This window comes from Paenibacillus apiarius, from assembly GCF_017052585.1.
GTDB classification, from domain to species: domain Bacteria; phylum Bacillota; class Bacilli; order Paenibacillales; family Paenibacillaceae; genus Paenibacillus_B; species Paenibacillus_B apiarius.
Window position 1 is genome coordinate 896391 of record NZ_JAFFHZ010000001.1, and the last position, 15069, is coordinate 911459.

Genomic DNA, 15069 nt, shown 5'->3' on the forward strand with positions numbered 1-15069 from the left:
CACATGAACATTGGCGTCCTCAGACCTCATATCCAGTTTAATCCTGACCCAGAAAGGCGTATAGCTCTCCGACCGTCCGCACCTCCCGCTGCCGTTCGATGTCGCTCACCAGCGCGCACCACAGCCGGGCAGTCAACATAGCATCGTGCAACGCGTGATGGCGGCCCGTATTGTCCAATCCGTAGAACGAGAGCCAATCGTCGAGCGTGTTATCGATATATCGGGGATACAGCTTCGCAGCCACGTGCATCGTATCTAAAACACGGTGTTGCGACATGACACGGGACGTCTTCCACAAAGCGGCATTAATAAAGCGCCTATCGTGCCCGCTTCCATGGGCAATGAGCACACGCTGGCGCACGAATTGGAGAAACTCGCCCAGCACGATGACCAAGCTCGGCGCCTGCTGGGCCATCTCATTCGTGATGGAAGTCAATCGTTCTACGTGCGGCGGGATATCACGATTCGGATTGACCAAACTATAGAATTGGTCATGCTCGGGGCATTGTTCCCCGTGAAGCGCTACTGCACCGATTGAAATAATTTCGTCCCCCCTCTGTGGCGAGAAGCCAGTCGTCTCCAGATCGAATATGACGGCCTCCAGCTCTGTCAAGGGGACATGATCCAGACTCTGCCGCTTCTGCTCCCGCGCCAGCGAGCGAATGAAAGCGATCTGCTGCCCGCTTTTCATGTCGTACAGGGAAGCGAGCGCCGGAGCGAGGCCGCCTTGACGGTATATTTTCCATACCTCCGAAGCAGGACCCCAGCGCGTCATCCTCCATCAGCCCCATCCCTGTCTGCATCGGCATCGTTGCTCAGCCTCTTCTCCTGCCTTCTGCACTCGATGCGGGCGCGCTGCTGCAAGGTCTTTACTTCACGCACGCACGCCTTAATCTGCGCCCGGACCGGTCTCAGCAATAGCTCCCTTGCAACAATGCCGCTTGACTGCCATAGACCGTCCGCGATCATCTCCTTCTCTGTCAGCTTGCGCAAACGCAGGCAGAGGGAGAAACGCGCCAGCAGCCGCGTGGCTTCCTCCGGCTTCAGCACTCCGATTCTGCGCAACCCGGATATGCGCGCCTTCGTCGAGGTGTCCGCGAGCCCGTACATGATGCTTATATAACGGACTCCGTTCACGAATGGGATATAAATGCCATATTTGATTTCCGTTCCTCCGGCATGCGCGCCGTAAGGAACCCGGATCAAGTTGCCAAGCAGCCCGAGCACTGGCTGATGGCGCAGCGAATGATGCAGAAGCTGGCCAGCGAGCTCCGGATACCGTCTTACACACGTACGGTAATGGTCCGATACATCGTCCGCCAGATGGCTCTCTCCGGCCAGCGGTCGCATATCCGCACAGATGAGCAAATAACGGACATGCTCCCAAACAGGCTGATCGAACCACCTCTGCAGCTGCTCCAGCCACTTAGCCCTCGGCATGCACCATTGCGGGTTGCCGCACGTTACTTTGCCTGCGCATGGCGGATAACCGACCGTTTGCAGCGCCTTCTCTATTTCCGTCCCGAGCCGCTGGAAATAAAGGCTGGCCTCCTCAGCCCGATCGCAAGACAGGTCTTCGTACACAATGCCATTATCTTGATCGCTCCAATATGTTTGCTCCCGCCGGCCCCCGCTGCCGAACAGGACGAATGCATAGGCGCAAGGCGCATTCAACCCTTGCTTGCGCAGCTCTGCCTCTGTCAAGCGGACCGTCTGGGCGATCAAGCGATCCTGCATATCGTTCCACTGTTCATGGAAATCGAACTCGTCCTGTTCATTCTGAACGAAGCTCGTCGCGAACAGCACGTACAATGACTTGCGGAGCTGGCCCAGCTGTGCCAAGTCGGGCGCCTTGTCGATAAAACGGCGGAGCAGCTGCAAGGGCGGCAGAGGCATCCCGGCCGCCTCAAAAATGTTGGCCAGCAAGGGATTCATGCACCTGCTTCATTTGTTCCGGATACCCGTACTCGCCATGCTCGCTCAGGTCGAGTCCGATAATCTCTTGCTCCTCGTGCACGCGCAGACCTGTCAACCCTTTGATGACGAACAGGAGGATATAAGAGACGAAGAAAGCGAAGGCGCCCGCCGCCGCTATGCCGTACACTTGAACCCACAACTGCTCGAAACTGCCGGTGTCGATAAGCCCTCCCTTGCCGACGCCGACTTTCTCCGCCAGCTCCGTCGTAGCGAAGATGCCGTTCGATAGCGTTCCCCAGATGCCCGCCATGCCGTGCACGGACAAGGCATAGATCGGATCGTCGATGCGCAGCTTCTCGAACAGCTTTGCGCTGTAGAAGACCAGCACGCCGGCGATAAGTCCGATGACGATCGCCGCCCACGGATCAACGAAGGCGCACGATGCGGTAATTGCGACTAATCCGGCAAGGGTGCCATTCAATATCGTCGGAATTTCGGCCTTGCCGTTGACGATCCAACTGATGGCAAGCGCGGCAATGGCGCCGGCGCCGGCGCCCAGCTGAGTGTTCATCGCGACATACCCAAAAAATCCGTCGCCGACCGTCAACGTGCTGCCCGCATTGAACCCGAACCAGCCAATCCAGAGGATAAGCACGCCGAGCGTCGTATAGACTTGGTTGTGGCCTTTTATTTCATTCGGAGCCCCGTCTTTATTGTATTTTCCGATGCGTGGTTGCAAGAGAAGAGTGGCTGCAAGCGCCGCCATCGCCCCAGTCAAGTGGACGACCGTAGAGCCGGCGAAATCCTGCTTGCCATGTGCGGCGAGCCAGCCGCCGCCCCATATCCAATGCGCAACGATCGGGTAGATGACGGCGGTGAACAGCACCGTGAAGAGCACGTAGACGGATAGCTTAGCCCGCTCGGCAAAACCGCCCCAAGCAATGGATAAAGATACTGCGGCAAAGGCGAACTGAAAGGTGAAGAACACGAATGGAGGCATGCCGGCGGCCGTGTACGGATTGAAGAAGAAATCGCCCCAACCTATAAACGAATTGCCGCCGCCGCCAAAGATCAGGCCGTACCCGACCGCCCAGTACACGATCGAGCATAAGCCGACGGTGAAGACGGTTTTTCCTGCGACATGCCCCGCATTTTTCATGCGGGTAGATCCCGATTCCAGCAATATAAATCCCGCTTGCATGAACAGCACCAAGATGGCGGACAGCATCACCCACAAGGCGTTCAGTCCCGTCTCCAGCGTCTGGACGGACGAATCTCCCGCAGCCGAGACCATATCGGTAACGAGCCCGAACCAACCGCAGCCGAAAAGAGCCGCAGCAGTCCACCTTCCTCCATCTCGCATTTTGCACTTCACATGGTTGCTCAACATTTTCTCCACACTCCTTATCATTTTATGTCATGTTATCTAACATAAATGTATTGATTTATGGAGATTATATACGTGAGATCGGCTCCTTTCAATGGGTCAATCAAAAGAATCCATATAATTGTTCAATATATGTAAATAAACTTCACATAAAAACCGCAAACGAAAAGCCGCAGAAGTCTGACCTCTGCGGCTTATAACCCGTTCGTAAGTTTTAAGTTATTCTACTGACGCGAAAATCTTTGCAACCGGGTTTTCCACAAACTTTTCTTTATAGATGGAGCCATCTGCCTTTTTCGCATAATACTGATAGAAATTGCTCGTTGCGCCCAATGGTTCCATGCCCATAGTAGGCAAGATATCATCAGCCGTTTGTTTGTTGAGATGGTCGTCGGTCCAGAAATAATGCACGACGAGACGGTCTTTATTATATGGGTGCAGGACGCCATACGCACCGTGAAGCCCAGGCTTGGCCATCACTTCTTTCCAAGGAAAGCCCGCGCGCTCGGCATTTGCAACAATGCCGGGCTTCAATGCTTGAATGAACGCGTTATGCTTCGGATTGCCGATCACGATGACGTTGCTCTTGGCCAGCGCTGTTTCCATGCTCTTCTTGACGGCTTGTTTTTCAGATAAAATGTCAGCTTTTATTCCGAGCATGCCAAGCATATTGTTGATGCCGCCGAACAGCATTTCCTGCTGCTCTTGGGCCGCTTTGCTGGCCGGATCGCTGTATACGACGGTCAACGGCTCGCCGCGCAGCGCCTTGGTCATTAATTTGAACATCGTTTCTTTAGGCAAGTCAGGAAACCCTTTCTCGACGCCTTCATACATATCCAAAAACGTTAATCGCATAAATTCAGCCCGCTCCGCCTCTGTCATGCGATACTCCGGCTTGAGCTCGAAGTTGGGCTTGTTCAGGTTGTCATCCATTCGATCGCGGACCGTCTTGCCGAACTGATCCTCGATGGTCTGCAGCAAGCCATCGACGGTTGCGTTACGGTATGCATAACGGTTGAAATACTCTTTCATGAACAAGTCGAACTTCTCTTGGCCGACCGTGCGGTACAGCTCGTAAATGGCGAGCCGTCCTCTTTTGTAGAACAACTCATGTGGTGATTCCCCTGCGTTATCGTTCGTGGAGTTGATCGCTCTGTCCTCCGGGAATTCGTTATTTCGCACGTCGTCGAAGCCGCTCAGCTTGTCGCCTTGCTCATTGAAGAAATAGCTCATGGCGAAATCCGCAAAACCTTCATCCAAAAACGATTCCGTCTCGGAGTCATTGCCGATAATGGAGTGGAACCATTGGTGCGCGATTTCATGGACAAATGCAGTGTGCTTCTCCGGCACGGCATTGGCGCTTACAAGGCCCATCTGAATAACGCGAGAGAACTCCACGGCTACGCCTTCCACGTGGGACTCCACGATGCGGAATTCGGGATATTCATATTTGCCGAATTTATCGTTGAAAAATTCGATCGCTTTGAATGCTTGATCGATATACTTGTTGATTACAGCCGTTTTTGCCGGATCATTTTTGTCATTGTAGTACATATACTCAATCGTCAATCCGTTTTTTGTCTTGCTGGCTTTATGGAATTTTTCGCTCGCGAAAAATACAAGCTCGCGAGTCTTGTCAGCCTTGGTCGATACCACTTTGCGGCCGGATTCAGCCGGCTGTTCCGACATTTGTCCCGGCATGGCCACTTCAAGCTTCTCTGGGACGTTCATGCTCACATGATAGTCAGCCACTTCGTAATAATCGGTTTCAAATTTGGTGCTGTACGGCGTCTTGTTCCAAGCATGCGTCTTCTCGTCGTAGACCGACATGACAGGGAACCAATGCGCGCCGTTAATGATGTCCTTATAGTAGGACAAACGCTGGGATCCAAATGGAATTTTCGTCTTATATTCCAATTCCAACGTGACTTCTTCGTCTTTATTCAGCGCCTTCTCCAGCTGGACGGTCAACGCCTGCTTCCCGTTCTTCACGGCAAGCGTACGCCCTGTAGCCGCGTCTTTAACGCTGATAATATCGATGCCGCCCAGAAAATCCTCCGGTTTTTTGTCCGGGTTTTCTTTGGCGATTTGCTCGTTGCTGCGTGCAAACATCGATGGCTGCGTTTCCTTCGAACGATGCGCGTCGGCGAACAAGCGGAACACGACATCGTTAAGCTTGTCGGAGGATGTGTTGCGGTATTTCACCGTTTGCTTACCGGATATCGTCATGTCATCCGTATTCAGCTTGGCTTGAATCTCATATTGAATGTTCGTTTGTACTTCTTGCTTCGTATTCGCTGCCAATGCCGAAGCGGCCTGTGCCGAGCTTCCTTTGGAATCCGCTTGCGCGTAAGCCCTATTTGCGGAGGTAAACGGAGCGGCGAGCAAAGCAAAGGCCATGGAAGCTGCTATCGTCGTGTGCAGCAGTTGGCGTCCAGTAAGTTTCATTGTTATCATCCACTTCCTTCAGTCAAATAATCATCTCGTGATGTTACATTCATTATAGAACAATCACGCGCATGCAGCGTGGGATTTATCTTATCGCTTCCTTACATTTTTGTCAGGATGGCTGGCTGGGCTGCCACTGACATAGCCGGAGAACGACTCATCTGCTCCCGCCGGACAGACTGAAAAATAAAGACGCCTGTCAGCGACAGGCGTCTTCCGTTCCTATTCTATTCCTTTGGTTACAGCATCATTTATTGTTCTTTCGGCGCTGCTTCCGCCACATGACGAGTACGGATTTCCTCTTGCAGCATCGCGATAACTTCGGCGAGCGGCTTCATGCCGAGGTCGCCCTCTCCCCGTTTGCGGACAGATGCGGCGGCACCGTTCTTCTCGTTCTCGCCGACAACGAGCATATACGGCATTTTTTCCAGCTGCGCTTCGCGAATTTTATAACCAAGCTTCTCATTGCGCACGTCCGCTTCCGCACGGATGCCCGCATCGAGCAGCGTTTCCGTAACTTCCTTCGCATACGCTTCATAAGTCGGCGATACCGGAATTACCTTGGCGTGTACCGGAGACAGCCAGAGAGGCAGCGCGCCGGCAAAATTCTCAAGCAGGAACGCGGTCATGCGTTCCATCGTGCTAATAATGCCGCGGTGAATAACGACCGGACGATGCTTCTGCCCGTCTTCGCCGACATACTCCAGCTCGAACCGCTCCGGAAGCAAGAAGTCCAGCTGCGCTGTCGACAACGTCTCTTCCTTGCCGAGCGCGGTCTTGATTTGCACATCCACCTTAGGGCCGTAGAACGCCGCTTCTCCCTCTTCTTCGAAGAACGGCAAGCCAAGCTCTTCCACAACTTCACGCAGCATGCGCTGGGACATTTCCCACATCGCATCATCCGGGAAATACTTCTCCGTATCTTGCGGATCGCGATAAGATAAGCGGAACCGGTATTCCTTAATGCCGAAGTCCTCATATACGCGGCGAATCAAGTTAATAACGCGGGCGAACTCTTCCTTGATCTGATCCGGACGACAGAAGATGTGCGCGTCGTTCAGCGTCATAGCCCGAACGCGGTGCAAGCCTGTCAGCGCCCCTGACATTTCGTAGCGGTGCATGGTGCCCAGTTCTGCGATACGAATCGGCAGTTCGCGATAACTGCGCATATCGCTCTTATACACCATCATATGGTGCGGACAGTTCATCGGACGGAGCACGAGCTCTTCATTGTCGAGTGTCATTACAGGGAACATGTCCTCTTGGTAATGATCCCAGTGACCCGACGTCTTATACAGATCGACATTTGCCAATACTGGCGTGTAGACGTGACTGTAGCCGAGGCGTTCTTCCAAATCCACGATATAACGCTCCATTGTCCGGCGCAGCGTTGCGCCGTTCGGCAGCCAGAGCGGCAAGCCTTGTCCGACTTCGCGGGAGAACGTGAAGATTTTCAATTCCTTGCCGAGCTTGCGATGGTCGCGCTTCTTCGCTTCTTCCAGGTAATGCAGGTATTCATCAAGCTGCGCCTTCTTTACGAAAGCCGTACCGTAAATGCGCTGCAGCATTTTGTTGTCGGAGTTGCCGCGCCAGTACGCGCCCGCCAAGTTAAGCAGCTTGAACACTTTGATCTTTCCGGTGGAAGGCACATGCGGCCCGCGGCACAAGTCGAAGAACTCGCCTTGATCGTAAATCGTAATGACCGAATCTTCAGGCAAGTCGGAAATGAGCTCCACCTTCAATTCATCGCCGATCTCATTGTAGATGCGAAGCGCTTCTTCACGCGAGACGACACGGCGGCGAATCGGCAAGTTTTCCGATACGATGCGTACCATTTCCTTTTCAATCTTAGGCAAATCTTCAGGTGTGAGCGATACATCCATATCGATATCATAGTAGAAGCCATCCTCGATAACCGGACCGATGCCGAGCTTGACGTTCGCCTCTTTATATAGGCGCTTGATCGCTTGCGCCATCAAGTGAGCGGTGCTATGACGCATCACTTCCAGACCGTCGGCGGAATCCGCCGTCACGATTGCGACCTGTGCATCCTGTTCGATCGGCGTATACAAGTCGACTACTTTCCCATCCATTTTCCCAGCCAATGCACTTTTCTTCAGGCCGCTGCTGATTGAGCCGGCCACATCTTCAATTGTGCTCCCCTGCTCATACTCGCGTACGGCGCCATCCGGCAATGTTACTTTAACCATAGACATGTGCTGTTTCCTCCTTGTTTGTCGTTAGAAGCATATGACCTCTTAAAAATAAAAAACACCCGTCCCGTAAAAGGGACGAGCGTTCATAATCATAGCAACCCGTGGTTCCACCCTCATTCGATTGCTGCGCCGATACGAGTCAACACTTGCATGCCGGTAGGGCTGAGCAATCCTTGAGCATTCGGTAACGGGAATGACACGTCGAATGATACTGTCTCTGGTGTCCATACAACAAGTATGGAATGGCCAAGGAGTTCTCATTCAATGCTTCAAAGGGGTAAATGTACGGCGTACTCCGAAGAGACTTGCAGCCTTGGTCTCTCTCTCTGCGCGGTTCCATCCGTCATTCATGTCTTCATCATCGCATGACATTATGCAGCTGTTGAATCAATATGGCATATTATATGCGATCTTTCATCGGCGGTCAAGGGGCGATCCGATCCTGCAGCTGCGGCTATCCGCTGCATTCGTCCAAGCCCGTCGAAGGCGGAGCCCCGATTTGGCCAAAAATAAAAGGCGTTGCCGCTGATTCGGATATTAGTCCGAACAGTCGGGAATCACCTTCTGCTTAAGACGGATTCAAGTGTAGCTGTCCTGCGTCTGCAATGCTTCGCTTGCCTGGGGCTGGCAAGCGCTGCAGTAAATGCAAACGTGCACACGTGACTCAAAAATTTGCTGAATGGTTTTAATCACTTGGGAATCAGGCTCCCGCGTATGAATAATAATATTTTGCGGAGACACGTTAATGAGCGTGCTTACAATCATATCTTCCATTTCCATGTCGTAATCCAGCATTTCCACAATCATGCCGTCAACGACGTGCTTCGGCTCCAGCGGCTGCATCTGCTCATTGAGAAGAGTAAATTCATGTCCGCCCCTATGCATCAAATGCGCAAGCGGTATTTTGGTCTCTTGAATGAACACGAAATATTTCAGCAGTCCGATAAATTCTTGATATTGGCGTTCAAGCACATATTCGTCAATCGCGTAATCCACGACTTCGCGCAATTCGTTCATATACTTTACTAAGCGGAACCGGATAAAGCCTTCCAGATTCAGATCCGTATGCTCCTCTAAATAACGGCGCAGCACCCGCATCACTTTGCCTTTGCGGCGGCGGCGCGCCTCCGCAGCACCGATATCGTCAGTTCCGTTAAGCAGCTGCAGGCAATATTCCTCAATCTTGCTCTGCTCGCGCTCATCATAATGCGTTTCTTTCGTAATAAAGGAACGGATGAGCGATTTTTCCTTCATGGACAAAATATATTCGGCAAGTGCCCGTGCGGCTTTATTCCATACGTCTTGTCCTTGTCCGGCAAGCTGAAATCCAGGCATAAGACCGCGGCAAGTAATCAAAGCCATCTGTTCGGTAAGCAATTGATCGAACTCTACGCCGTTCGGCTGTTTATGTAAATCGCCCAGCTCTTGCTGCAGTAAGTCCGTCAAAGCTGCTATGTCATCCTGCGATGCATGCGGTAACGATATGGTGAACAGTTCCATGAACTCACTCCTTTCTGTTCCTTATTAAGTATATGGGAGCAAGGAAACAGATATACGAAGAGGGTTTTGGAAATAGACCCTGCTCATAACACCTCACGTTCACATCCGTTGGACGAAATCCAATGTAACTTATGGACTACTCGCTTCATCCAACGAGAAAGGCGCTGCCCAAGCTTCCTCGTCTACCAAGGGCACGGGCAACGCCAGTATAATTAGACCATAATACCGAGGTCATATGCATCATAAACACATGTGGAGAAGGCGAGCTTCTGTAACGCATGATTACGTATTCATGTCCGCGTTACTCTGAATTCCCCTGGTTAGTTCTGCATGATGAAGTCGCGTTCTACACGGATGTGCTCATCGTTAAACACTTTCAGTATGTTGTACTTCGTATCCCGCTGCGCCGGAATCTTGCCGGCCTCGCGAATGAGGCGAAGCGTGCTCTCGATGTTCACTTTGTGCGTCGCTCCGGCGGCGGACACGACGTTCTCTTCAATCATTGTGCTGCCAAAATCGTTACAGCCGTAGCTCAACGTCAGCTTCCCGATTTCGGGGCCCATCGTTACCCAAGAAGCTTGGAAGTTCGGAATATTGTCCAAGAAAATCCGGCTGATGGCCAATGTCTTCAAATATTCCTCCGGACTTACGCGCTCCGCCTTCATGTTCGTATTGTCCGGCTGGAATGTCCAAGGGATGAAAGCCAGAAATCCTTTGGAAGAATAACCGTTCGCCAGACATTCATCCTGCGCCGTACGAACGCGTTCCATATGAAGCGCTCGTTCTTCCAGGAGCTCGCCGAAGCCGATAACCATCGTCGCCGTCGTGTTCATGCCAACCTTATGCGCGGTCTGCATGACGTCCATCCAATCCCGCCACGAGCCTTTAAGCCGGCTAATCTTGCGGCGCGTGCGATCGTCCAGAATTTCCGCTCCGCCGCCAGGCAAGGAGTCCAGTCCCGCCTCATGAATTTCACGCACGACTTGCTCCAACGACAATCCGTCAGATACTTCCTGCATCTTCAAAATCTCGGCTGGCGAGAATGAGTGCATCGTTATGTTGGGGAAACGTTCTTTGATCGCGCGCAGCAAGTCCGTGTAATAGCTGAAGGGAAGCTCGGGATTGGTTCCCCCCTGCATCAATATTTCCGTACCGCCGACGTCGATCGTTTCCTGAATTTTCTGAAAAATGACTTCATCCGGAAGGACATAGCCTTCCTTCGAACCCGGCGCGCGGTAGAAGGCGCAGAACCGGCAATACGTATCGCAAATGTTCGTGTAATTGACATTGCGGCCAATCACGAAGGTAGAAACGGGCTCGGGATGCCACTTCTGCATAAGTTGATTGGCAGCGGCTCCAAGCTTCTCTATCTGGTCGGTTTCGAACAAGGTTACGCATTCGTCCGTGTCAATTCGTTCGCCGCGCAGCGCTTTGTCTAATATGCGGTCAATCGGTGACATCGTACAGTCACTTCCTCTCAAAAATAAGTTGCACAAGTTGCATGCTCATGCGAAAAAAACTATCTCTTGGCCAGCCACAGCCACAAAAAAATATATGAACGTGCGTGATATGGCTCATCCGTACGTGACATGATCTTGCATCAATCCATGTCAACAACTGCAATAATGGTAACATAGTTTGCCCGTAAAAAACAGCACCTCCCGGTACAAGCTGCACCGAAGATTAGTCCGGCGCGACACCTGAAACGGGAGGAATAAAGCAACTTCATTCTAATATTTTATTACCTATTTAACGCTTGATCCAAATCATCCAGCAAATCATCAATATGCTCCAAGCCTACGGAGAAACGGAGCAATCCATCCGTAATGCCTCGTTCCAGCCGCACTTCCTTCGGCATGGCCGCATGGGACATCATCGCAGGATAGGACAGAATGCTCTCGACAGCACCCAGACTGACGGCGACCAGTGGCACCTTCACTTGGTTGAGCACCCGCTTCGCCCGTTCGCCGGATCCGACATCGAAGGATACGACCGCGCCGTAGCCTTGCGATTGCTTCTCATGAACCTCGCGGCCGGGATGATTGAGCAGCCCGGGGTAGTAGACGCGGGCAATATCCGTTCTGGCTTGAAGCCACTCCGCAAGCCGCCGCGCGCTATGCTCGCTCTGCTTCATGCGGGCTTCGAGCGTCTTCATGCCGCGCATCAACAGCCAGCTGTCCTGTACGCCCAATACGGTGCCGAGCCCGTTCTGCACTTGCTTGACACGGCGTCCGAGACTTTCGTTCGCCGTAACCGCCAGCCCGGCCAGCACATCGCTGTGACCGCCGAGGAACTTCGTCGCGCTGTGCAGCACGATGTCAACGCCAAGCTCAATGGGACGCTGATGGTACGGCGTCATGAACGTGTTGTCGAGCATCGTGATGAGTCCCTGTTCCTTGGCCCAAGCCGTCACTTCCGCGATGTCCGTAATTTTGAGCGTCGGGTTGGACGGCGTCTCCATATATACGGCCTTGGTGTTCGGTCGAAGGGCTGCTCTGATCTGCTCGATATCCGTCATATCGACGAGCGTCGATTCGATGTGCAGCCGGCTCAGGATAGACGTCAACAAACGATACGTCCCCCCGTATACATCCTCTGTCACGATGACGTGATCGCCTGCCGACAGCAGCAGGAAGGCGGATGAAATGGCAGCCATGCCGGATGCGAAAGCGTATCCGTTGCTTCCGCCTTCCAACAGAGCGATATATTGTTCCAGCGCCTGGCGCGTCGGATTGCCGGAGCGCGAATAGTCATATTCGGGCGGCTCATAAATGTCATGATGGTGGAACGTTGACGCTTGATATATCGGAACGCTGGACGCCCCCGTATTGCTGTCGATTTCACTGCCAAAATGGATTAGCTTGGTCGCAAAGCGGCGCTCCTCTTTAGAGAGTTGCTTGTTGCCCGGCTCATCACCGTGCCGATTATGTCGCTCGCTCATATCTTCGTCACCTCTCTATTTCCGCTTTTGCCGCGGCAATGGCTTGATTCAAATCCGCTATTAGATCTTCCGCATGCTCTATACCGACCGAGAAGCGCAGTAGACGGTCGTCAACGCCGACCCGCTCCCGAATTTCCTGCGGGATATCCGCGTGCGTCTGTATAGCCGGATACGTCATTAACGATTCGACGCCGCCCAAGCTTTCCGCGAATGCAATCAGCTTCAGATGTCTCAGAATCGGTTCAACATATCGCGCATCCTTCACACGGAATGAGAAAATTCCCGTGTTGCCCGACGACTGCCGCTTCTGAATGTCATAGCCCGGGTGATGCGGAAGCGCCGGATAGTACACTTCTTCTATGGCTGGATGTTCCAGCAGCCAGTTCGCGATAGCCGCAGCATTCAATTGATGCCGCTCCATTCGCAGGGCGAGCGTCTTCATGCCGCGCATCAATTGATACGAATCGGACGGACTGAGCACGGCGCCGATGGAATTGTGCAGAATTGCGATTTCGTCGGATAACGCCTCGCCCTTCGTCACGATGAGGCCTGCCAATACATCGTTATGTCCGCCCAAATACTTCGTCGCGCTATGGACAACGATATCTGCTCCAAGGTCAAGCGGACGCTGGAAGAACGGCGTAAGCAGCGTATTGTCGACGATCGTCCGCATGCCGTGCGCCTTGGCCCAAGCCGCCACCCGTTCGATGTCGGTTATCATCATGAGCGGATTGGTCGGCGTCTCGATGATGACTGCCTTCGTCTCTGGCTTGCGCGCCGACTCGAGCGCATCCATATCATTCGTATCGACATAGGTCGCCGACACGCCGAAGCGGGCCATAATTTTTTCAAGCAAGCGGTATGTCCCGCCATACAAGTCCAACGATACGATGAGATGATCCCCTTGACCGAACATCGCGAACACGGTCTGCAATGCAGCCATGCCCGAACTGCACGCAAAACCTGCATCGCCGCTCTCCAAGGCTGCCGCCGCGTCCTCCAGCACCTGCCGGGTGGGGTTCTTCGTGCGTATATAATCAAATCCGGTGCTCTGTCCGAGCCGTGGATGGCGATAAGCGGTTGCTTGATAGATTGGATACGTGACGGCGCCCGTCCTTGGCTCCTGTACCGACCCGATCTGCGCGAGCCGGCTTTCGATGCGGTAGTTGTCAGAATTCTGTGCAGCCATTACACTTGCGCCCCTTCCTTATTCGATACGGCTCTGCCCAATTCATATGGCGTCTCTTGATATACGTAGTAGTTCAACCAGTTGGAAAAGAGCAGATTGGCATGCGCACGCCAAGTCGAATACGGCGTTTTGGACGGATCGTTATTCGGAAAGTAATTAACCGGGAGGTCCATACTCATCCCTTTCGCGATATCCCGATCGTATTCCCATTTCAATGTACAGGGATCGTATTCAGAGTGCCCGGTTACGAAAATTTGCTTGCCGTCTTCGGTTGCAACCAAGTAGACTCCCGCTTCTTCCGATTCCGCCAATATATTCAATGCGGCAACTTGCTCGATATCCTCGCGTCTCACTTCCGTATGGCGGGATTGCGGAACGAGGAACATCTCGTCGAACCCGCGTGTCAGACTTACATTTTCCTTCGTCAACGTATGGGGAAATACCCCGAATATTTTCTTTTTCAGTGAATATTTGCGAATGCCGTAATGGTAGTACAGACCTGCTTGGGACGCCCAACAGATATGAAAGGTCGAGGTCACATTTTCCTTGGACCATTTCATGATGCGGCACAGCTCCTGCCAATAGTTCACGTCCTCGAATTCCATCTGCTCCACGGGAGCCCCCGTAATAATCATGCCGTCAAACTGCTGATCTTTGATTTCCTCAAACGTTTTGTAAAAGGAAGACAAATGATCCGCGGATGTATTTTTCGAGGTGTGGCTCGCTGGATGAAGCAGCGTCACATCTACTTGAAGCGGCGTATTGCCAACTAAGCGCAGCAGTTGGGTTTCCGTCGTCTCTTTCGTCGGCATCAAGTTCAGAATCACAATTCGGAGCGGACGAATATCTTGGTGATACGCGCGTGTTTCGTCCATCACGAATATGTTCTCCTGAGTCAGTATTTCTTTGGCCGGCAAATGATCCGGAATTTTAATCGGCATGACGCTCTCCTCCTTCATATTGGGTCCATACTTACGGCTTGGCAAACGTTATGCGGCAAGTGGATACGGCGTTCCTTTCCATTTTCTATACAAAAAAGACCTTTCCCGGCTTCGAGAAAGGTCATGCATTGCGTTCTCATGCCTCTCTCATCTGTCAGCAACGATTGGATCGCTGCTGCAAGAATTAGCACCGTACGTACATAGCCGTCAAGACTCTTGGAACAAGAATCTGTCGTGTCATGGCTAACGCCGGTTGCCGGGTTTCATCGGGCTTGTCCCTCCACCTGCTCTTGATAAGATTGCTATCGTTCATTATTCATTTGTTTGCCAGTTGCCAAATAGGACTTGGTAATAATTTATAGCAAAGACAAGCCTTTCGTCAAGAGGCAAATCACAATCTCTTTTGAAATGCATATTTTAAAGCAATGACAAACTTCATACTTTCGCTACCTGCCCTGTGCGGACTCATCTAACTTCTGTCATTCATTTTTTCTTGAAAGGTGAAAGTACGAGCGTTATACTTAACAAGT

Annotated in this window: 10 protein-coding genes and 1 riboswitch; all 10 genes read right to left on the reverse strand. The window is 52.4% G+C overall.

Annotated elements, in window-relative coordinates; genetic code table 11:
• Nucleotides 1–37: 37 nt before the first annotated feature.
• On the reverse strand, nt 38–775 hold the full coding sequence (locus tag JSQ80_RS04120) for an exonuclease domain-containing protein (RefSeq protein WP_206094447.1): 738 nt from the start codon (nt 773–775) through the stop codon (nt 38–40).
• A complete protein-coding gene (locus JSQ80_RS04125; protein WP_206094448.1) occupies nt 772–1935 on the reverse strand; it encodes a DUF294 nucleotidyltransferase-like domain-containing protein in 1164 nt (387 codons plus the stop codon). The genes JSQ80_RS04120 and JSQ80_RS04125 overlap by 4 nt, the downstream gene beginning before the upstream one ends.
• The gene (locus JSQ80_RS04130; RefSeq protein ID WP_206094449.1) at nt 1907–3307 is read right to left on the reverse strand and encodes an ammonium transporter; all 1401 of its coding nucleotides are present in this window, start codon (nt 3305–3307) and stop codon (nt 1907–1909) included. The genes JSQ80_RS04125 and JSQ80_RS04130 overlap by 29 nt, the downstream gene beginning before the upstream one ends.
• A 216-nt stretch (nt 3308–3523) precedes the next feature.
• Nucleotides 3524–5752, reverse strand: a complete 2229-nt coding sequence (locus tag JSQ80_RS04135; protein WP_240463523.1) for a M1 family metallopeptidase — start codon at nt 5750–5752, stop codon at nt 3524–3526.
• A gap of 251 nt (nt 5753–6003) precedes the next feature.
• Nucleotides 6004–7968, reverse strand: a complete 1965-nt coding sequence (thrS, locus tag JSQ80_RS04140; RefSeq protein ID WP_206094451.1) for a threonine--tRNA ligase — start codon at nt 7966–7968, stop codon at nt 6004–6006.
• Between the two features lie 579 nt (nt 7969–8547).
• Entirely contained in the window at nt 8548–9468 is a 921-nt protein-coding gene (gene ytxC / locus JSQ80_RS04145) for a putative sporulation protein YtxC (protein WP_087433437.1), read from the reverse strand.
• Between the two features lie 320 nt (nt 9469–9788).
• Nucleotides 9789–10928: a cyclic dehypoxanthinyl futalosine synthase gene (gene mqnC / locus JSQ80_RS04150; protein ID WP_087433436.1), complete on the reverse strand. Its 1140-nt coding sequence runs from the start codon at nt 10926–10928 to the stop codon at nt 9789–9791.
• A 281-nt stretch (nt 10929–11209) separates the two neighbouring features.
• On the reverse strand, nt 11210–12409 hold the full coding sequence (locus JSQ80_RS04155; protein WP_206094452.1) for a trans-sulfuration enzyme family protein: 1200 nt from the start codon (nt 12407–12409) through the stop codon (nt 11210–11212).
• Between the two features lie 7 nt (nt 12410–12416).
• Nucleotides 12417–13598, reverse strand: a complete 1182-nt coding sequence (locus JSQ80_RS04160) for an aminotransferase class I/II-fold pyridoxal phosphate-dependent enzyme (protein ID WP_206094453.1) — start codon at nt 13596–13598, stop codon at nt 12417–12419.
• Complete coding sequence (metA, locus tag JSQ80_RS04165; RefSeq protein ID WP_206094454.1) at nt 13598–14539, reverse strand: homoserine O-acetyltransferase MetA; 942 nt, start codon at nt 14537–14539, stop codon at nt 13598–13600. Before metA ends, JSQ80_RS04160 begins: the two co-directional genes overlap by 1 nt.
• Nucleotides 14540–14683: 144 nt before the next feature.
• Nucleotides 14684–14839, reverse strand: a riboswitch (SAM riboswitch).
• Nucleotides 14840–15069 lie beyond the last annotated feature (230 nt).